Below are 18,544 nucleotides of genomic sequence, written 5' to 3' on the forward strand. Positions count from 1 at the left end.
AAATTATGCATATATCTAACAAAAAAATTTCGACACTATCGCTAACAATGCTAAATATCTCAGCGATAATTAGTTTAAGTTCGATAGCTTATATGGCAACAATTGGTTTACAAAGTGTTTTCTTTTATCTAATTGCTGCAGTTACATTTCTATTACCAACATCACTTATCTGTGCTGAGCTTAGTAGTATGATAACGCAAAATAATGGCGGTGTATTTAGCTGGGTCAAAGCAGGTCTTGGTGAAAAAGCCGGTGTACTTGCAATGTGGTTGGAGTGGTTTAATAATGTGGTAGGCTTCCCAAGTTCTGTGACAGCACTAATTGCAACATTTTCATATATTGGTTTTAGAGGTTTTGCTGAGAATACTCAAACAAGTGTTACTTTTTGGTTAATAATGGTTGCTGTATTTATCGCTATAAGTTTATTTAACTGCTTACCATTACGAAAAGTTGTTGTGCTAAATATTATTGGCGCAGTATTTGGTATGATAATTCCGGGAATACTATTAATTTTTGGTGCAGTATATTTCTTAGTTACTGGGCAAAGTAATTTGGAATATCATGGTTTTAGTGATCTTTTACCAGTGTTTTCTGTAGGTACTTATGCTCTTTTAGTTAAGACTTTATCTTCATACTCAGGTATTCAGTCAGTAGCTTTCCATATGACAAATATCGAAAATCCTCAGAAAAATATTCCCAAATCAATACTTATAGCTACTTTGATAATAGTATCATTAACTATTTTAACAACGATTGGTTTAACTATTATTATTCCTGTACAAGATGTTAATGTTTTAAATGGTCTGATACAGGGTATCTCACAAGTATTAAACATAATAGGCTTAGGTAATGTTAAGCCAGTAGTTGTGATAATGATAAGTTTGGGTATGTTAGCGGCTCTTAGTACATGGGTGTTAGGACCTGCTCGTGGTATGCAGACAGCAGCAGAACAGGAGCTTTTCCCAAAAATCATGGCAGGTAAAAATAGATTTGGTATGCCAGTAAATATGCTAGTTATTCAGATTTTGATAGTTTTGGTATTATCTTCAGTATTCTTAGTAATGCCATCAGTATATGCAGCATTTGCGTTATTGATTGCTATTACATCACAGTTCACTGTAGTTATGTGGATAATGGTTTTTGCCGCGGCGATTAGACTTAGATTTACGCAACCAGATACTCATCGAGTATTTCATGTAGGTAAGAGAAATTCTAACTGGCTACTTGTAACTATGTCATTAGTTGCAATATTTATGTGTATGTTAGGCTTTATACTTGGGTTATTTCCACCAAGCTTCTCACATGTTAAGAATGTCTTCGAATATACAATGATTTTGGTTGTAGCGGATATTATAATTATCGCAATTCCATTGATATGGATTTGGTTACATAGAAAAAGAATTTTATAATAAAATCTTATATGTAAGAGTTGCTTCCAAGCGCTAATTAGTTTCAAGATTTAACAAAAACTCTTTTTTATCTAATCCACCAGTATAACCACCAAGTTTACCGTTGGAGTTGATTACTCGATGACAAGGGATAATTATGGGCAATACATTCTTACCGTTAGCATTAGCTACAGCTCTAAAAGCAGTTGGTTTACCGATATTTGTAGCTTCTTCAAGATAGCTGATAGTTTCTCCATAAGGAATCTTTATTAGCTCGTGCCAAACTTGTTTTTGAAAGTCAGTACCAGTTGGTTGTAGAGGGATAGAGAATGTTTTTAACTCTTTGTTAAAGTATTTATCAAGTTGATTTCTGGTTTGCTTGGTTATGTCATTTGTTTTGAATGATATTTTTGCATTATAAATTTTTAATAATTTTTCTATAGCGCAGATATTTGAATCACTAATAAAAAAGCAAGCATATAGGTAATTATCATCAGCAATAGCAATCAGATTGCCAATAGGGGTTTTAATTTCTTCGGTATAAAATACTGTTTTATAATTTTCTTTGTTAATTGCAGCTAAATAAATTTGGTGAGTTTCTTTGAGCATAAGTATATTATGTAATTTAGATTCATTAGATAATAGCGAAGTAATGGCAAATAGTAAATTTTATAAATTTTTTCCAATAGCAGTACTAATCATTGGTATAATTTCTTTCTTTAGTTTTGGGGGGCAGCAGTATTTATCTCTTGAAGCACTCAAAAATAACTATCAAACAATATTAGACTTTGCTAATCAGCATTTTTTAGCTTGTATATTGGTGTTTTCGGTTGCATACATAGTTGTTGTAGCATTATCTATACCGGGGGCTACTATTATGACTTTGTTAGGTGGTTTACTATTTGGTTTGGTATTAGGTTCAATTATTGTTGTATTGGCTGCAACATTAGGAGCAAGTGTAGTTTTCATTGCAGTTAGAACAGCGTTGGGAGATTCACTGAAGAACAAGGCTAAAGGCAGTATCGAAAAAATGAGACGAGGTTTTGAAAAAGATGTCTTTAACTATTTATTAATACTTAGATTGATACCTATATTTCCATTTTTTATTATAAATATCGCAGCGGGTATGTTTGGTGTTAAGTTCAGAGACTTTTTCTGGGCAACACTACTGGGGATAATTCCTGGTAGTGTTGTTTATGTATGGGTTGGTACAAGCTTTGCTTATGTGATCCAGCAAGGAGCAGATATTAACTTAGGTATTATATTAGAGCCTCAATTTATTTTGCCATTAATAGCCTTGGCAGTACTGTCAATTGTTCCAGTAATTATTAAAAAGAGAAAGTAGCTATGATTAAAACAGATATTTGTATTATAGGTGGTGGTTCAGGTGGACTTTCTATAGCAGCTGGTGCGGTACAAATGGGAGCAAGCGTAGTTCTTTGTGAAGGTGGTAAGATGGGAGGTGATTGTCTTAATTATGGTTGTGTGCCATCTAAGGCAATCATAGAAACTTCAAGAGTTATTACAAAACTAAATAAGGCCCAAGACTTTGGCATAAATGTAGATGGCATAGATATTGATTACGCCAAGGTACAAGCACATATCAAAGCTACTATAGCAAAAATAGAGCCGCATGACTCAGTCGAGCGTTTTGAGAAATTAGGGGTTAAAGTTATCCAAGAATATGCCGAGATAGTTGATCGCTATACAGTCAAAGCTGGTGATAAAATTATCAAGGCTAAATATATTGTTATAGCTACTGGTTCAAGAGCAAGTATTCCTAATATTAAGGGTTTAGATACGATTGACTATCTAATCAATGAAACAATTTTTGAGCTTAAAGAAAAACCAGAACATTTGATGATTATCGGAGGTGGACCTATAGGTGTAGAGCTAGCACAGGCTTATGCTTTGTTGGGTAGCCAAGTTACAATTTTTGAAGCTTCCGATACTATCTTAGGTATGCTTGATAGTGAATGTCGCAAAGTTGTGATTAAGGAGTTTGATCGTTTAGGTATCAATATAATTACAAATGTAAATATCACAGAGATTGAACAGCAAAATCAACAGATAAATGTTTGTTGTGGCGATAAGTACTACGAAGGCTCGCATCTATTAGTTGCAGCTGGGAGACAGCCAAATTTAGCTAAGTTAAATCTAGATAATGTGGGTGTTAGATATACTTCTAGAGGTATAAATGTTGATAAGCGCTTGAGAACAAACTATAAAAATATCTATGCTATAGGCGATGTCACTGGAGGATATCAGTTCACTCATGTGGCAGGCTATCATGCTGGTATAGTGATCCAAAATATCTTATTCAAGTTACCAGCAAAAGTTGATTATAGTAGCTTGCCATGGTCTATATATACTAGTCCTGAAATTGCGCATGTTGGTCAAGATATTTCACAGGCTCAAGATCAAGGTGCAAAAGTTCTGAAATTGTCATATCAGAATAATGATAGAGCAGTCGCAAGCTTAGCAACTAATGGCTTAGTCAAAGTGGCTGTTAGCCGAAAAGGATATATATTAGGGGTTACTATTGTTGGTGAAAGCGCTAGTGAGCTAATTGTACAATGGACTTTAGCAATTAAAAACAAGCTAAAGATAAAAGATATAGCCTCTCATATTGTGGCATATCCAACTTTGAGTGAGCTAAATAAAAGAATTGCTGGAAGTTATTTCACACCGAAGCTATATAGTAACAAAGTTAGACGCTTAGTTAGACTGTTAATGAAAGTATTTGGTAAAAGGTTATGATAGAACAAAAAATCAGACCAACTTTTCAGAAAATCTTCGTTGATAATGTTGCTAAGCTTGTAGCGCCAATAATAGCTCCTAACGTGGTTACAATACTATCTTTAATCTGTGGTTTAGTTGCTGCAGTATCATTTTTTATGAATCAATACTTGTGTGTGTTTTTGCTACTGTTATCAGGATATCTAGATATTTTAGATGGCTCAGTTGCGCGTCTACAAAATAGCTCATCATCATTTGGAACTATGTTAGATATATTAAGTGATCGTTTTGTAGAGAGTTTTATTATTATCGTTATTTTTATCAATCAACTTGATATTGCATGGGTTGGTTTATTAATGATGATGTCTATTATTGTTTGTATTAGTAGTTTTTTGCTAGTAGGGATATTCAGTCAAAAAGAGTCTTCTAAAAGCTTTTACTATAGCCCGGGTTTAATTGAAAGAGCTGAAACATTTATCTTTTTTATAGTTATGATTTTATTACCGAGCACAGTATTTGTACTAGGATTGATTTATACACTGTTAGTTTTATGGACTACGCTATATCGTTGTTATGAATTTTATTGTCACGAAAAAATTAAGGAGCAATTATAATGAGAAATTTTTTAAACAAAACTTTTGTGGGCTTTATGGCGGGACTAGTTAGTGCCTGTGTTTTATATTTTTTGTTTATTTTTATTCGTCAGCATGGAGTTGAGCTTAATGATGAGTTTAAATATACGCTTTATCGCTTAATGGTGTGGGGAGGTGTTTGGGCTATATTATTTGCATTACCGATATCCAAAAATATTCTTATCAAAAGTATAGTTATTGGTTTAGCTGTTATATTGTTTAACTTTTTGGTTAAAATGCCATTAGCTGGTCAGGGTTTCTTTGCTATAAATGCTGGCACAGCAGTATTTGTTATGAATATTGTTTTTAATTCTTTATGGGCATTACTTGCTGGTGTTATTTATAGTATTGCGACAATTCAGCAATAGGGTTGGAGAAACTGTTATGAATAGAATTAGAGATTTGTTAAGTAAAGTATTTACTGCCTATATGGCAGGATTAATCAGTGGATTGGTTATAGAGGTTATTTGGATTTTAGTTACAACTCATAGTTTAAACCTAAATGAAGATCTAAAGCTAGAGTTATACCGTATGATGATATGGGGCGGTGTATGGGCATTAATTCTTGTTTCACCATTCCCAAAGAATATTTGGATAAGAAGTGCTGCTATGGCTTTGATAGTTATACTTTTTAACTATATGATAAGAATGCCTTATTCCGGCGATGGCTTCTTCGCATCAAATGCTGGAAATGATGTGTTTTACGCTAATATTATATTTAATTGTCCATGGGCTTTGTTGGCTGGATTTATATATACACTTGCTAGTAATAAGTAATATATAAAACTTTTAATAATTTTTAGATAATTTAACCATATCACTTGTTTTTCGCTGATTAATCCCTATATCTAATAGCAGGAAATTTTATAACATTAATTGTGTATCCATATTATCTATTTGTTGGATATGTTTGAAAGTATTTGGGAGTTTAAAATATGGCAGATTATTATTCTTTACTAGGAGTTAGTAGAGATGCTTCAGAAGCTGAGTTAAAAAAAGCATATAGAAGATTAGCAAAAAAATACCATCCAGATGTCAACAAAGAAAAAGGGGCTGAGGATAAGTTTAAAGAAATTCAAACAGCTTATGATGTCTTAGGTGATAAAGAAAAGAGAAAACTCTATGATGCTTATGGAGAAAACTGGGACAAAGTTCAGCAAGGCGGTTTTGGCGGAGCTGGAGGTGGTTTTGGTGGCTTCTCTCAAGGCGGAGGAAGCTCTCAAAGTTTCAACTTCGAGGATTTAGGAGATATTTTTGGTGATCTTTTTGGTGCTGGCGGAGCTGGAGCAAGAGGCTTTGGTGGAGGTCAACCAAGAGCTAGAAAAGGTGAGGATATAAATATCTCTTTACGTTTGAATGTTGAAGATGCTATCAAAGGTGGCTCTAGAACAGTTTCGTATAGCTATCAAGAAGCAGGTGCTAACGGTATGCCAACTATGCAGCACAAAAGTGTAGATGTCAAAATACCACCTGCTATGGGTAATGGTAAAAAACTACGTGTCAAAGGTAAAGGTAGTGCAGGCATTGGAGCAAACGCTCCGGCTGGGGATTTGTATATCAAAGTTGAAGTGGTCGATCATAAAAACTATAAGATTGATGGCAATGATATTTATGAGCATATTAATATAGCACCTTGGGAGGCGGCTCTTGGTACATCACTAGAAATAGATACCCCATATGGTAAGAAAAAAATGAAAGTACCAGAAGGTAGTCAGTCAGGCCGTAAAATGCGTATCAAAGGCAAAGGTCTTGGGGATGGGGATTTTTATATTGTTTATGATGTCAAATTACCACCTGCTGATACTGATGAGAAAAAAGAGTTCTATAAACAAATGCAAGAAAAAATGAATTTTGATCCAAGAGCTTAGACTTGCCTTTTCCTATTTCCTATTTCAATTATAAAATAACTTACTAGTATTAATGAGCCTCCAATAATCGTTGATAAATATATTTTTTCATCATTGATAAGCTTTCCAAAAATTGTCGCAAAAATAGGCTCAAAAGAGAAGATAACAGCAACTTGAGACATACTTAGGTGTTTTTGATAAGTGTTTTGTAAGTAGTAGCAAGTAATTGTTGAAATCGAGCAAAAAACTATAGCAATTACTAATATATAGTTAAAGTGAAGATACATAAACGATGATACATCTGTTATCAAAGGCATAGGTATACCAAAAGCAACTTGCAGTATTATTAGTAGACGCAAGTCTTTAAAAGCTTCGCTGCGATGATCTTTTCTGGTTTCATAGCTAAGATATACTACTGATACAGCATACATCAATGCACACAATACTGACCAAAGATAACCTATAGTAAAGTTATCAAAACTTGCGCCAGATAGTGCATATATCCCTAATAATGAAACACCAGAAGCAACTATTCCATAAATTGTTAATCGATCTACCTTAAAAAGACTTCCTATGAAAGGAATCATAATTACACTCAAGGCTGTCAAGAATGCAGAAACACTTGATGAAACGGTGTATAGTCCTTGAGTCTGAAAATAAAAACTCATACCTTCAAGTGAGCCAAATATAGCCCCCACTTTTAGTAAGTAGAGCTTATTATTAAACCTAGCTCTTAAAATTAAAGGTAAGAATAATAGGCATGATAACCCTAGTCTAAAAGCTACAAAAAGCCCAGGTGAGACATATTCAAGAGAGATCTTAACTAGAGGAAATGTTGTTCCCCAAAGAATGGTGACTATAAAAAGGGCAAATACGGCCTTTCTTTGTATACTCATGATATTTTAAATATGATTTAGAAATTTAATTAGCAAGTTTGTCTTTATCTGCTATCAAAATCAACAAAGAAATTATGAAATTTAGGTTATCAGCTCAAGTTATGAATTAAATATAAATTTGAGCAAAAAGACAAAGTGTTATATGTAGATTAGATTTTTATTGGAGTAGTACTAATTATGATAATAAAGTTGTTAATTACTACTCTTATATTTTATAGGCTAGTAACTTCTCATATTTCTACAACCCAAGTTATCACCAGTAGATGTTCCGATGATATCAGCTAAACGGGTGTAGAAGTTATTTCTATTACTAACTTGATAAGATTCGGTATTTCCACCTTTATTACACTCGATTCCCCCGTTTATAATATTTGCAGTCATGCCGAAACCCGGCACACGATTAGCATTTAAGTCATCATTACTTGGTCTCCAAATACCCAGTAAAGCATCATGAGCTGATGGTTTAGGAGGCTGTGGAGTCATCCAAAACCATAATGCAGAAGTCCATGCTATTTTGTAGTCCCTAAGTACTAAGCCTGGGTTAGCAAGTAGGTTGATAGGGTTGTTACCTGCAAATTTCTCATTATAGAAATCTTGGAATAGACCGTAGTTATAGTTCCACGATAGTTGGATCATACCTCTACCATGGTAAAATTGTCCTGGAACTCCCTTGTGGGCTGGGTTTCTAGGACTTTGGTCAGTATATTGTGAGCAACCACCGTTTTGACATCCGACCTCTTCTATAAAACATAGTCCCCAAGCATATTTGCCGCCCGGGGCTGTAGCCCAGCCACCATTTGTTTCTTGCGATACATTTGCCAAAAATGCTGCAATTTCTCGTTTAGCTAGCTCTATTTTTTGTTGCTGGCTTTGGGCAACTCTATCAGGAATGGCTTCTGGGTTAGCAAAGCTAGGGAAGTTGGCAGCAGCAGCTATTAGACCATCATATAAACCTTTTAGGCCATTATTTTTGGCTGTACATGCTCCGTTTGTGGCATATGGAAATGCTTTTTCAAAATCACTGAAAGGCAATAGCTTTTCTAGTTCAGAATTAGTTACCTCTGAATGGTCTTCATCTGATGTATAATTCTCATATGCTAGAGTTATTTGAGCATCCTTAGTCACTGCTACAATTTCTCCATCAAGTTTTAGTAATTTACTACTTTCAGGAGATGCATCGATGATGCTGTAATTACCCACTGGTAGGTTTATTTCGTTAGTACCATCTTTAAATTCATAAGATTTTACGAGCGTGGAGTCTTGTATTGAAGTGAAGATTACAGTTTCTGTATTTTGTCCTAAACCAGTTACTGTCACAGCAGCTTTTACAACATTATTGGTATCTTCTGTATTATTGCTATTGTCATCACTATCTGGAGCAGGACCAATTTTTTTCCATACTTGAGTATTACCAGGAGTATCACCCTTTGTCCACCATTGATTTTCGTACAATATACCTTTATATTCTACAACATAGCCTTTTTGGGAATATGTTTTATTACTATCCCAACTTTGGTTATCGATATTATTGACACTATCTTGAGTATTGTTATTATTTGTAGAGTCATCAGTATTGGGTGATTCAATTAGTTCCCATACATTTGCGGAGCCCGGAGTGTCACCTTTTGTCCACCATTTAGCCTTATATGCTTTACCATTGTATGTAACCTGATCTCCACCAACAAAGACTTTATTGGCCTGCCAAGAACCGCTAGTGTTAGAGCTGCTTGAGTTTCCGGGATTGCTGTTATTTGTGTTAGTGTTGGTATTATCTGTAGGAGTCTGGTTGTTATCTGATGTGTTGGCATTACTTATTTCTGTCCAAGCATCTTGCCAATGGCTACCACTACCGGGAGCATAATGTGACGCAGACATTCCACACCATCCACTAGCAGGGAATGGTTTACATTGATATTGATTGCCATCTGTACCTACTACAATTTGTCCAGCTGTATAGGATTTTCCTTGTTGATATGTCGTCGCTGAGTTTGCGGGTACTACATAACAGAATATTGCAGCTAAGATACTGCTTATTAATATTTTTTTCTTTGATCTCATAACTGATCTCCTTCTTCATAAAAATTAAAATAATTCTATTTCGTGAGTATTTTGTAAATACTCACACTTATACTTTAGCATATTTTTTATTAAATTAAGGTATCAAAAAATAATCTCTACAGTGTATTTTTGATGGTGATATTTGTTCTGACAAAGCAGTCTGGGTTGCCTTTTTTTAATTAAAATTGCTATAATTTAGTGTTTTGTAATTACCAAGTGAGAAGAAAGTCGGTGAAGGATGTTTCGAAGGTTAAACAGATAGGCGCAGTGGCTATCATAGCTGGTACAGCAATAGGTGCTGGCATGCTTGGTATTCCGTTTGCAGTAGCAGCTGTTGGGTTTAACTATGCGCTTATGGCGCTGTTTCTAGTTTGGATTATAATGTATGCAACAGCTTTATTGATTGTCGAAGCAAATGTTTCACAGCCACTAGGTACTGATATGGATTCAATTGCTCATAATATACTAGGTAAGTCTGGTAGAGTAATGAATTTATTGTTTTATTTGTTATTGCTCTATTCGTTGCTTACAGCTTATATTTTTATGGGGGGACAGCTTTTTAAGACATATATCACTAGTTGGTTTAATTTTGAAAGTGATAGTTTTGCAAAGCTTCTATTTACATTTATTTTTGGATTTTTCATTTATAAAGGAATTAAGGTTGTATTTAGAGTTAATGAGCTATTCTTGAGTCTTAAAGTTTTGGCTTTTGTATTGTTTATATCTTTTGTTGCTCCACAAATACGCCCAGCTATATTAGAGAGTAGGGCATTAGGTGTTGAATATGTTTGGTTTTCTATTCCAATACTTGTAACATCTTTTGGATTTCATATTGTGATTCCTGCGATTAGGAACTATTTTGAAAATGATATTGTATTTAAAAGAACGGTAGCTGTTGGGGCATTAGCTCCACTAGTTGTCTACTTGGTTTGGGTTATGGCAACTCTAGGGACTATAAATTTATATGGTGGCAATGGTTTTATTGATCTAAGTCATTCAGGTAAAACATTAGCAGAAGCTTATGTAAGTTTAGGACAAAGAGCTCCATTAGTTTTTATTAGACTTTTTGAGAATTTTGCAATTATTACATCTTTTCTCGGTGTGGCATTAGCATTATTCTCATTTAATCAAGATTTGTATGCTCTAAATTCTAGAAAAAAGCTGATTACTCTGGTCGTTACGCTATTGCCTCCATTATTCTTTGCGATATATTTTGTTAATAGTTTTATAGCAGCTCTGGGATATGCAAGTATTTTTGTGTCTGTGCTTTTGATTGTGCAACCTGCATTAATGGTTTGGGTTATAAGGTCTAAGCAGGGGCAAAATAGTATTATTAGTAAGTTTTATTTATCTTTGATATTATTCTGTGGTGTAGGTATTATTGCGTTGCAATTATTAGTAGCCTTTGGTAGATTACCTCATATATAATTTTATTAACTTTCAAATCTTTTATATTTCTATGAAAAAACCTACTTTTGATTACAAAAAAAGATCACATGTTAGTGGTAGTTATCAATTTGCAAATAACCATAATAACAGAAAACCTGATGTAGCTGAGTTTAGTGTACAAAAGCTTCAGCAGTTTCCAGATGAACTAGTTGAAATATTTAATCTAATACAGGCTGTTCGCTGTGATAGGATAAGTCTACAAGAGGAATATAATAAATACAGACTAAAACTAAGTAACGATAGAATGAATCTTGAATCTGAAGTTATAAGAATAAAAAAGCAGTATAATGCTAAGATATCTGCTTTGCAGGAAGAATATAATTCGGTAAAATCTAATTACAACATTGAGTTAGCAAAAATTAGAGAAAGCTAATAATACAAAGTCAGTCGGACAGTCGCGCTTTTTATAAGTGAGGAAAGTCCGGGCTTTATAGAGCAAGATGCCAGATAACGTCTGGGGGGCGTGAGCCTACGGAAAGTGCAACAGAAAGTATACCGCCTTTGTTTAAAAGGTAAGGGTGAAAAGGTGCGGTAAGAGCGCACCGCATTGGTGGCAACACTCAATGGCATTGTAAACCCCATCTAAAGCAAGACCAAATAGCGCTACTAAGATGTTGCTCGCATTGTAGCAGGGTAGGTCGCTTGAGCTTGTTGGCAACAGCAAGTCTAGATAAATGACTGTCTATTACAGAACCCGGCTTATAGACTGACTTTGTATTTTTTTTAAAAAAGTGGGAAATTATGCAAGTTATTGACTCTAAACTTTTGGATAGTGATGGTCAGATAAAAGATGATCTTTTAATATCCGAGCTTAAAAGTTTTTATACTAGCGATAAGTTTGGAATTATAGCAGCGTCATTAGAGCTTCTGAAAAGCAAGAGTGCCAAATCAGTACGTCATCCAACCGGTATTAGTTCATTTTTATATGCTATCGAGATGGCATATATGCTTTTTAAAATCAAAGCAGATGAAGAATCAGTATCAGCAGGTATTTTATATGAACTATATAATTTTGGTGATATATCTGATGAAGATGTTGAGCAAGCGACTAATCAGACAGTAGTTAAAATTTTGCAAGGTACTCGCAAAATGTCAGCTATTAGAATGTATCGTTCAGATAATATTTCATTAGAGCAAATAGATACTTTTAGAAAAATGCTTTTGACAATCATAGAAGATGTCAGAATCGTTTTAATTAAGATAGTTGATAAATTATGTACTATAAGGCATCTAAAGTCATTAAATAGTAATACACAAAGAGTTATAGCTAGAGAAACTCTAGATATCTATGCACCATTAGCAAATAGGCTTGGATTAGGGGCTGTTAAGTGGGAGTTAGAAGATAGAGCTTTTTTCTTTTTGAAGCAAGAAGAATATAAAAAGATAGCTAAGAGTCTAGGTTTTACACGTAAAGAAAGAGAAGAGTTTCTTAATCATGTTATCGATGAATTAAAGCAAATACTTAAGAAATATGGTTTGGATGCGGGCATTCAGGGTAGAGTTAAACATATATATAGTATATATAAAAAGTTTAAAAACAAAGGTTATCAAAATATCAATGAGCTGTACGACATTACAGCGGTTAGGGTTATAACAAATAATGTTGACGAGTGTTATAAGGTACTAGCTGAAGTTAACAATCTATACTCGCCTATTCCTGAAGAGTTTAGTGACTATATCGCGAACCCTAAATCTAATGGTTATAAATCTATACATACTGTTGTCAAAGTAGGTCAGCAGAATATTGAGGTTCAAATTAGAACGCACAAAATGCATGAGGAGTCAGAACTTGGCTTTGCTGCGCATTGGCGTTATAAAGAGGGTGTTAAGTTTGATGCATCTTATGAAGCTAGAGTGGCATGGTTAAGATCTCTTCTAGAATGGGAAAAAGAAATCAACGAAGATGATAGTCAAATTACAAAAGAGCTTAATAAGAGGCTTTATGTGTTCACACCTGCTAATGAGTTAATTGATTTGGCTGAAGACTCTACAGTTCTTGATTTTGCATATTCAGTACATACAATGGTTGGTCACCGTACTAAAGGTATTAAACTAAATGGTAAGATAGTTCCATTAACAACAAAGTTAAAAACTGGTGACAAAGTTGAGGTTCTGACAGGAAAGGAGCCAAATCCAAGTAAGGATTGGGCCTCAGAAAGTCTAGGATATTTATCTTCTGCTAGGAACAGATCTAGAGTAACTAAATGGTTTAATGAGCAAAACAAAGAAGATAATATAGTTCTGGGCAAAGATAGGCTACTTAAAGAGCTAAAAGGCTATGATCTTAAAGAAGTTGATTTTGTAGAAGTAGCAAATAAGTTTAATATGAAAAGTGGCGATAGTTTATTTGTTGCTGTTGAGAGCGGTACTGTTAGAATCAATAGTATTGTTAATCATATAATTGATACGTATTCAGCAGAAGAAAAGCTTGTCAAGAAGCAAAATAGAGCAAATACAGCCAAAACTAAAATATCTAAAGTTCTAGTATCAGGATTTAATGGTATGAAGTATGAAATGGCAAAATGTTGTCAACCAATTTATCCAGATGAAATTGAGGGCTATATGAGTGTCTCAAAGGGAGTCGTTATACATACATCAAGCTGTCCTAACCTAAAACATTTAAAGGAAAAAAGTCCTGAGAAATTTATAGAAGTTAACTGGGATGAAGAGTAGTAATAAAAAAAAGAATGAATTATTATTTTCCTCTATAGTTTCCAGTGTTTTTTGCTTGTTGTAACCAACCATTTTTGATGTAGAAAGTTACTTCATTTGTTGATTTAATTTCGCTGCCGTTAGCTGTTTGTCCAGCTATGCTAAGTCTGTTTTCTCCAGGTGTTGGTCTAGCAATTTTCCACTGGCCATCTTCGAATGTTGCTGGCATAACAGTTCCATTAATTATAAAAGTTGGCTTGTCATCAGCAGCTATGGCAGGATTTGTCGATATAGCTAGCTTATCTTCTTTGGTGAAAATATTAGCATCATTAGCTGGAGAAGTTATTTGTACGCTTAGATTCCCAGATTGTTGATTCTCTTCTAATACTTCCTTATTTTTTTCAGCTAAACTAGAATTATTCAGTTTAGATATATCATTTTGATTAATTTTTACAGGCTTACTAGAATTGATATCTTTAGTGGCTTTGGTATCAACAACTGTAGGTTGGCCAACCTCAATAATTTTGTAATCAGTACCATCACTAGGCTTTTCTTCCGAAAATACGACAGTACCACTCTCAGAGCGCCATGAATAAATAGTAGTGTCGTCAGCGGCTTGTGCAAGAAATATAAAGCTAAACCCTGACATAAGAGCAGTTAAAATAATTTTATGAAAGTTAGACATTATTGAAATCTCAAATTTTTAGCTATCTTAAAGTATATATAAAATTGATAATAATCAAAAGCCTAGATAGATTAATTTATCGACCTAGAACTTGACGTCTGAAGAATTCCGAGTCATTGGAAGTAATGATTTTATGATCTTTAGTACTTCCTCTAACAGAGATTGTAACAGGTCCTGGGTTTGGTCTGTTGATTTTCCATACTCCATTTTCAAAGTGAGCTGGATAAGGTATGCCATTCACTACAAATATCGGATGATCTTCCGCAGTTAATGTTGGTTCTAAAACTATAGGTAATTTTTCATTATGCACAAATCTATTTTCGCCATTTGCAGGAGAAATTACTTTTACTTTTACAGCACCTGATTTATTTGTTTGGGCTTGGCTATCAGTTTGAGTATCATCAGAGTTTAAATATAAGTTGTTTTGTTTTAATGATGCAAGTTGTTGCTCTACGGGTGATTTTTGATGAATTTGGTTCTTGTGTGTTACTCCAACTTTTTCATATTCCTGATCAAAGACAGGGGTAGCTTGAGAGAATACTACTGTACCATTGGGCGCTTTCCATGTGTAGACGAAATCATCTTCACTTGCATATAGAATACTATTAGTGAGAGCTAATAATATTAGTGGATATAAGTATTTTAAATAAATCATAAAACAAATAAATTTTAAAACTTTATATTTACAATTATATATGTTTATACTACATCAATTAAGAAAAAGTTTTACTAATAGTATGATTACATTAAATTATGTTATTTATGATTGTATAGCTAATGCCTGTTTATTAGGATTGGCGATTTTGCTTTATAAGAAAAATAAATATGCTTGGATATTTATGCTTGCTAGTTTGATTATAAAGGTCTTTATTTATGGTAAATATGGGATTACAACCTCATTTATCTACTTATCAGCACAGATATTAACAACTGTGGTAGCTGGATATACTTGGCTCAAACAATCTAACTATACTAAACCGACTCAAAAAGTAAGATTGCTAGCGATAGTTGCTAGTTTGATTGTCCTATTATTATGGGTTGGTGTGATGTATAAATATGTTAATCCATATATACTCGATTACGAATTATTATTTGGCTTTGATTATCTATGCTATATGCTAATTGTAATAGGAGCTATATTTGTTGCATTTAGGTTAGCTATAGGGTTATTATTTTTTTCTGTAGTATTTATTAGCTATGCTGTTAATTATGCAAATTCTGCGATGGTTATTAGTAATGCGCCTCAAAATATAAGAGATTTTATTCCATATTACTGGGTATCAGCTGTACTTTTGTTCATTGCTGGAGTTACCATTGTAGCAGCATATACAAACGCTAAGAGAAATGTTTAATACAGTTATAGACTGTATACATCAAATCTATTTGTTTTACCTTTAAGTTGAGATGTTGGTTTTTTATCGCAAAGAAAATCAGCATTAATAGGTCTCTTTACAACGGCTTTTTTGGTTTTTTTCGATAAGATAATATTTTTGAGTAAATTTGTGTTAGATTCATCGTTATTAAAGGCAATATCGTGTAAGACTTGCATTCCTTGTTTGACTTTGGCGCTTTTGTTGCGTGGCGGAAACATTGGGTCTATATATATACAGTCAAAAGAAATACTAGTAGTACTTATATATTCATTAGCATCTATATTAATTAGTTCTATTTGATTGGCAGTATCTTTTAAGTTAGGAGTTTGTCTTGCTCTATTGAGTGCATCTGCGAGTAATACGAAAATATAAGAATCTTTCTCTAGTGAAGTTAATCTATGTCCTCTAGCTGCCAGTGTAAATGTATCTCTGCCTAGACCAGTTGTTGTATCTAGAATATTTAGTTTGTCTTTTGAGCGACCCTCAACTGCTTGGACAATACTGCATTTTTTAGTTTTAGGATTTATCCTATTTAGAATTTCGTTACTATTAAAATCTATAAATAACTCTTTATCTTTGTAATGTAGTTTTAGGATATTATCCTCGACATATAAGTACTTATTGTCTTGGTTTGATAAAATATATTCAAATTTAATATCTATAATATTTTCAATATGAGATTTTACTGCTAAATCGTAAACATTCATGATTTCTTTTTCGCTCGTGGATGTGCTTTATCAAAAACACTTGCTAACTGCTGGAAGTTTAAATGTGTGTATATCTGTGTACTAGAAATATCAGCATGACCAAGTAAATCTTTTACAGCAAGTAAGTCTTTGGATGAGTCTAAAACATGGGTAGCAAAAGAGTGGCGTAACATATGAGGATGTATATGTTTAGTTGCATATTTTTGTGCAAAGATCTCAATACGTTTTTGGATTGATCTATTTGTTAAATGCTCACCATTTTGTGAGATAAAGAGATAGTTACATTTTGGATTATAAGCATCTCTGATATTGAGCCATCTGTCTAAATTTGTTAATGTTTTGTTACCAAAGTATGCAATTCGTTCTTTATTGCCTTTACCAATTACACGTATACTTTTTTGATCTATATTGATGTCTTTTAACTCTATTGAAGCTAGCTCACTAAGTCTTATCCCACAACTATATAAAAGATCAAATGATGCAATATCTCGAGCTTCTATATTATTGGTTGGTTTGATATCTAGTAAATATGCTAACTCATCTGTATTTATAGCTTTTGGCAGTTTTTTGCTATTTTTAGGTGCTTTGATACCTGTTGTAGGATTGTTTTGTATAATTTCATTATTTACTAGGAAATTATAAAAGCTTCTAAGAGAACTTAGTTTGCGTTGCAAGGTTGAAGATGAGTTACCTTGAGCGTGAAGCTTCTTAATCCATGCTAGAATATCATTATTTTTTAATTGACTTATATCTTTGTTATTATCAATTGAGTCATTTAATTGTACCAAATCTCTGCGATAATTATCGATGGTTTGTTGTGAATAATTTTTTAGGTAAAGTAAATTGTCAAGAAAACTATTAATGTGTTCAATATTCGTCATTATTTAACTAGATAACTACACACAGTATTACTATTACACCAGAAAGTAAAGAAATTAGCCATAGGCTTTTATGAGTTGATATCTTATAGTTAAAGCTCTCTCCAAGGCTATTTATCTTAAACGCCATAAGAGCGGGCATAATCATCAACAAAACAGCTATTGATAGGCCAACGCAGGTCATAGCATAAATAAATATATCAGGATCCATTTGATTTATTATCAGTGGTATAGCAAAAGTCAAAATTGTTGCTATAGAATATCCAATGACCTTTTTTGTTTTATATAACTTATATGTGTCTAAGTTAAAGTGGAATAAAGATAGATTAACACTTAAGAAGGATGTCATAATAGCGACATAAGTGAAAATATGAAGTACTGCATCAGTTGTAGGGGTTTTTACTTTATCTCCTAAAGTTTTAAGGATGTCACCGATATTGGCTTTATCAACAGGTATATGGTTAAATATCGAGTCCATAAAGCTTACGGGACCATGTAAGGGTAAGACACCTAAGATGGTAAATACCCAAATTATATATAATATAAGGGGGATAATGCTACCAATTATAACTATGCGTTTCATATCTTTGGCATTTTTGCCAAGATAGTCAGAAAGCGCAGGGACTATGATGTGTGATGTAAAAGAGGTTGTAAAAACTGGAATTGCAATAATTAGAGAAACTCCCAAATCAACTGGAGCAACAAAAAGATTAGGAACTTCAATGTAGCTATTAAATACTACACATAAAATAACTAGAACTAGTATTTTTAGTATTATAAAAAACCTATTGGCATAATCAACAAACCTTGTTCCTAATACTACAATGCTTCCAAAAATAACTACAAAGATTAAGGATGATATTTTTTCATCAAGATTTGGAAATGATGATGATAATGATGAAGCAGCAGCTGATATATATGCCGTACTAATAAAATACATTAATACTAGGAAGGCTATACTAGCTACAATACCTCCAGCTTTACCAAGATATTTTTCAGCAATAGTTTTAAAGCTACTACCATAAGGCATTGAGCAAGAAATATCTGAGATAACGACAGCTGTATAAGTCATTATACTCCAGATAAGAATTATAAGAATAGATCCAATCACAAAACCAAGTTTAGCAGTTATAATAGGTAGTGCGAGTATTCCTCCTCCTATCATAGTACCTACTATGATCATTATTGATCCTAAAATTTTGATGAAACTATTCTCGGGGTTATTCATATGCTACTCTTA

Annotated in this window: 19 protein-coding genes and 1 other RNA gene; 12 read left to right on the top strand and 8 right to left on the bottom strand. The window is 33.4% G+C overall.

Annotated features, from left to right (window positions below; translation table 11 throughout):
- Positions 1–5: 5 nt before the first annotated feature.
- Positions 6–1,409 carry an APC family permease gene (locus F0R75_RS00665; RefSeq protein WP_149368710.1) on the top strand — a complete coding sequence of 468 codons (1,404 nt, stop codon included), beginning with the start codon at positions 6–8 and terminating at the stop codon, positions 1,407–1,409.
- A 33-nt stretch (positions 1,410–1,442) separates the two neighbouring features.
- Here the strand turns inward: F0R75_RS00665 and F0R75_RS00670 are convergent, their stop codons facing one another.
- Positions 1,443–1,997 (bottom strand): methylated-DNA--[protein]-cysteine S-methyltransferase, encoded by a 555-nt coding sequence (locus F0R75_RS00670; RefSeq protein WP_149368709.1) that lies wholly within the window; start codon positions 1,995–1,997, stop codon positions 1,443–1,445.
- A gap of 43 nt (positions 1,998–2,040) precedes the next feature.
- Here F0R75_RS00670 and F0R75_RS00675 point away from each other — a divergent pair, with 43 nt between their 5' ends.
- The 6 genes from F0R75_RS00675 (at position 2,041) to F0R75_RS00700 (ending at position 6,627) form a co-directional block, all read left to right on the top strand.
- On the top strand, positions 2,041–2,733 hold the full coding sequence (locus F0R75_RS00675) for a TVP38/TMEM64 family protein (RefSeq protein WP_044526812.1): 693 nt from the start codon (positions 2,041–2,043) through the stop codon (positions 2,731–2,733).
- Positions 2,734–2,735: 2 nt separating this feature from the next.
- Positions 2,736–4,148, top strand: coding sequence for a dihydrolipoyl dehydrogenase family protein (locus F0R75_RS00680; protein WP_149368708.1), 1,413 nt, complete (start codon positions 2,736–2,738; stop codon positions 4,146–4,148).
- Positions 4,145–4,741, top strand: a complete 597-nt coding sequence (locus F0R75_RS00685) for a CDP-alcohol phosphatidyltransferase family protein (protein WP_149368707.1) — start codon at positions 4,145–4,147, stop codon at positions 4,739–4,741. The genes F0R75_RS00680 and F0R75_RS00685 overlap by 4 nt, the downstream gene beginning before the upstream one ends.
- Positions 4,741–5,127 carry a membrane lipoprotein gene (locus F0R75_RS00690; RefSeq protein WP_149368706.1) on the top strand — a complete coding sequence of 129 codons (387 nt, stop codon included), beginning with the start codon at positions 4,741–4,743 and terminating at the stop codon, positions 5,125–5,127. The genes F0R75_RS00685 and F0R75_RS00690 overlap by 1 nt, the downstream gene beginning before the upstream one ends.
- A 16-nt stretch (positions 5,128–5,143) precedes the next feature.
- Positions 5,144–5,536: a membrane lipoprotein gene (locus F0R75_RS00695; protein ID WP_149368705.1), complete on the top strand. Its 393-nt coding sequence runs from the start codon at positions 5,144–5,146 to the stop codon at positions 5,534–5,536.
- Positions 5,537–5,694: 158 nt separating this feature from the next.
- The gene (locus F0R75_RS00700; RefSeq protein WP_149368704.1) at positions 5,695–6,627 is read left to right on the top strand and encodes a DnaJ C-terminal domain-containing protein; all 933 of its coding nucleotides are present in this window, start codon (positions 5,695–5,697) and stop codon (positions 6,625–6,627) included.
- Here F0R75_RS00700 and F0R75_RS00705 read toward each other — a convergent pair.
- Complete coding sequence (locus F0R75_RS00705) at positions 6,624–7,502, bottom strand: DMT family transporter (RefSeq protein ID WP_149368703.1); 879 nt, start codon at positions 7,500–7,502, stop codon at positions 6,624–6,626. The two genes, F0R75_RS00700 and F0R75_RS00705, sit on opposite strands and share 4 nt — an antisense overlap.
- Positions 7,503–7,721: 219 nt before the next feature.
- Entirely contained in the window at positions 7,722–9,560 is a 1,839-nt protein-coding gene (locus F0R75_RS00710; protein ID WP_149368702.1) for a glycoside hydrolase family 19 protein, read from the bottom strand.
- 231 nt (positions 9,561–9,791) lie between these two features.
- Here F0R75_RS00710 and F0R75_RS00715 point away from each other — a divergent pair, with 231 nt between their 5' ends.
- The 4 genes from F0R75_RS00715 to F0R75_RS00730 all read left to right on the top strand — a co-directional run bounded on the left by F0R75_RS00715 (position 9,792) and on the right by F0R75_RS00730 (position 13,682).
- The gene (locus F0R75_RS00715; protein WP_146420971.1) at positions 9,792–10,988 is read left to right on the top strand and encodes an amino acid permease; all 1,197 of its coding nucleotides are present in this window, start codon (positions 9,792–9,794) and stop codon (positions 10,986–10,988) included.
- Positions 10,989–11,019: 31 nt separating this feature from the next.
- Complete coding sequence (locus tag F0R75_RS00720; RefSeq protein ID WP_013922488.1) at positions 11,020–11,382, top strand: hypothetical protein; 363 nt, start codon at positions 11,020–11,022, stop codon at positions 11,380–11,382.
- A 6-nt stretch (positions 11,383–11,388) separates the two neighbouring features.
- Positions 11,389–11,727: RNase P RNA component class A (gene rnpB, locus F0R75_RS00725), an RNA gene on the top strand.
- A gap of 23 nt (positions 11,728–11,750) precedes the next feature.
- Entirely contained in the window at positions 11,751–13,682 is a 1,932-nt protein-coding gene (locus F0R75_RS00730; protein ID WP_149368701.1) for a RelA/SpoT family protein, read from the top strand.
- A 22-nt stretch (positions 13,683–13,704) separates the two neighbouring features.
- Here F0R75_RS00730 and F0R75_RS00735 read toward each other — a convergent pair whose 3' ends face one another.
- Together F0R75_RS00735 and F0R75_RS00740 are read right to left on the bottom strand one after the other, a co-directional pair.
- Positions 13,705–14,346: a DUF4124 domain-containing protein gene (locus F0R75_RS00735; protein ID WP_013922490.1), complete on the bottom strand. Its 642-nt coding sequence runs from the start codon at positions 14,344–14,346 to the stop codon at positions 13,705–13,707.
- A 76-nt stretch (positions 14,347–14,422) separates the two neighbouring features.
- Complete coding sequence (locus F0R75_RS00740; protein ID WP_146420786.1) at positions 14,423–15,001, bottom strand: DUF4124 domain-containing protein; 579 nt, start codon at positions 14,999–15,001, stop codon at positions 14,423–14,425.
- Positions 15,002–15,083: 82 nt separating this feature from the next.
- On the opposite strand from F0R75_RS00740, the gene F0R75_RS00745 reads away from it, so the two are divergent.
- Positions 15,084–15,698, top strand: a complete 615-nt coding sequence (locus F0R75_RS00745; protein WP_149368700.1) for a hypothetical protein — start codon at positions 15,084–15,086, stop codon at positions 15,696–15,698.
- 5 nt (positions 15,699–15,703) lie between these two features.
- On the opposite strand, the gene F0R75_RS00750 is transcribed toward F0R75_RS00745, so the two are convergent.
- From F0R75_RS00750 to F0R75_RS00760, 3 genes are read right to left on the bottom strand one after another with little or no spacing between them, the layout of a single operon-like run.
- Entirely contained in the window at positions 15,704–16,426 is a 723-nt protein-coding gene (locus F0R75_RS00750; RefSeq protein WP_149368699.1) for a class I SAM-dependent methyltransferase, read from the bottom strand.
- Positions 16,423–17,307, bottom strand: coding sequence for a site-specific tyrosine recombinase/integron integrase (gene xerA / locus F0R75_RS00755; protein WP_146420783.1), 885 nt, complete (start codon positions 17,305–17,307; stop codon positions 16,423–16,425). The genes F0R75_RS00750 and xerA overlap by 4 nt, the downstream gene beginning before the upstream one ends.
- Positions 17,308–17,314: 7 nt before the next feature.
- On the bottom strand, positions 17,315–18,532 hold the full coding sequence (locus F0R75_RS00760; protein ID WP_013922495.1) for an amino acid permease: 1,218 nt from the start codon (positions 18,530–18,532) through the stop codon (positions 17,315–17,317).
- Positions 18,533–18,544 lie beyond the last annotated feature (12 nt).

Source organism: Francisella marina (assembly GCF_008369785.1).
Classification (GTDB): domain Bacteria; phylum Pseudomonadota; class Gammaproteobacteria; order Francisellales; family Francisellaceae; genus Francisella; species Francisella salimarina.

Excerpts from the sequence above, each read along its gene's own strand:
- F0R75_RS00685 (WP_149368707.1), top strand. The coding sequence starts at position 4,145 with ATGATAGAACAAAAAATCAGACCAACTTTTCAGAAAATCTTCGTTGAT.
- F0R75_RS00670 (WP_149368709.1), bottom strand. The coding sequence starts at position 1,997 with ATGCTCAAAGAAACTCACCAAATTTATTTAGCTGCAATTAACAAAGAA.
- F0R75_RS00735 (WP_013922490.1), bottom strand. The coding sequence starts at position 14,346 with ATGTCTAACTTTCATAAAATTATTTTAACTGCTCTTATGTCAGGGTTT.
- F0R75_RS00760 (WP_013922495.1), bottom strand. The coding sequence starts at position 18,532 with ATGAATAACCCCGAGAATAGTTTCATCAAAATTTTAGGATCAATAATG.
- F0R75_RS00745 (WP_149368700.1), top strand. The coding sequence starts at position 15,084 with ATGATTACATTAAATTATGTTATTTATGATTGTATAGCTAATGCCTGT.
- F0R75_RS00705 (WP_149368703.1), bottom strand. The coding sequence starts at position 7,502 with ATGAGTATACAAAGAAAGGCCGTATTTGCCCTTTTTATAGTCACCATT.
- F0R75_RS00740 (WP_146420786.1), bottom strand. The coding sequence starts at position 15,001 with ATGATTTATTTAAAATACTTATATCCACTAATATTATTAGCTCTCACT.
- F0R75_RS00710 (WP_149368702.1), bottom strand. The coding sequence starts at position 9,560 with ATGAGATCAAAGAAAAAAATATTAATAAGCAGTATCTTAGCTGCAATA.
- F0R75_RS00695 (WP_149368705.1), top strand. The coding sequence starts at position 5,144 with ATGAATAGAATTAGAGATTTGTTAAGTAAAGTATTTACTGCCTATATG.
- F0R75_RS00690 (WP_149368706.1), top strand. The coding sequence starts at position 4,741 with ATGAGAAATTTTTTAAACAAAACTTTTGTGGGCTTTATGGCGGGACTA.
- F0R75_RS00720 (WP_013922488.1), top strand. The coding sequence starts at position 11,020 with ATGAAAAAACCTACTTTTGATTACAAAAAAAGATCACATGTTAGTGGT.
- F0R75_RS00700 (WP_149368704.1), top strand. The coding sequence starts at position 5,695 with ATGGCAGATTATTATTCTTTACTAGGAGTTAGTAGAGATGCTTCAGAA.
- F0R75_RS00665 (WP_149368710.1), top strand. The coding sequence starts at position 6 with ATGCATATATCTAACAAAAAAATTTCGACACTATCGCTAACAATGCTA.
- F0R75_RS00750 (WP_149368699.1), bottom strand. The coding sequence starts at position 16,426 with ATGAATGTTTACGATTTAGCAGTAAAATCTCATATTGAAAATATTATA.
- F0R75_RS00675 (WP_044526812.1), top strand. The coding sequence starts at position 2,041 with ATGGCAAATAGTAAATTTTATAAATTTTTTCCAATAGCAGTACTAATC.
- F0R75_RS00680 (WP_149368708.1), top strand. The coding sequence starts at position 2,736 with ATGATTAAAACAGATATTTGTATTATAGGTGGTGGTTCAGGTGGACTT.
- F0R75_RS00730 (WP_149368701.1), top strand. The coding sequence starts at position 11,751 with ATGCAAGTTATTGACTCTAAACTTTTGGATAGTGATGGTCAGATAAAA.
- xerA (WP_146420783.1), bottom strand. The coding sequence starts at position 17,307 with ATGACGAATATTGAACACATTAATAGTTTTCTTGACAATTTACTTTAC.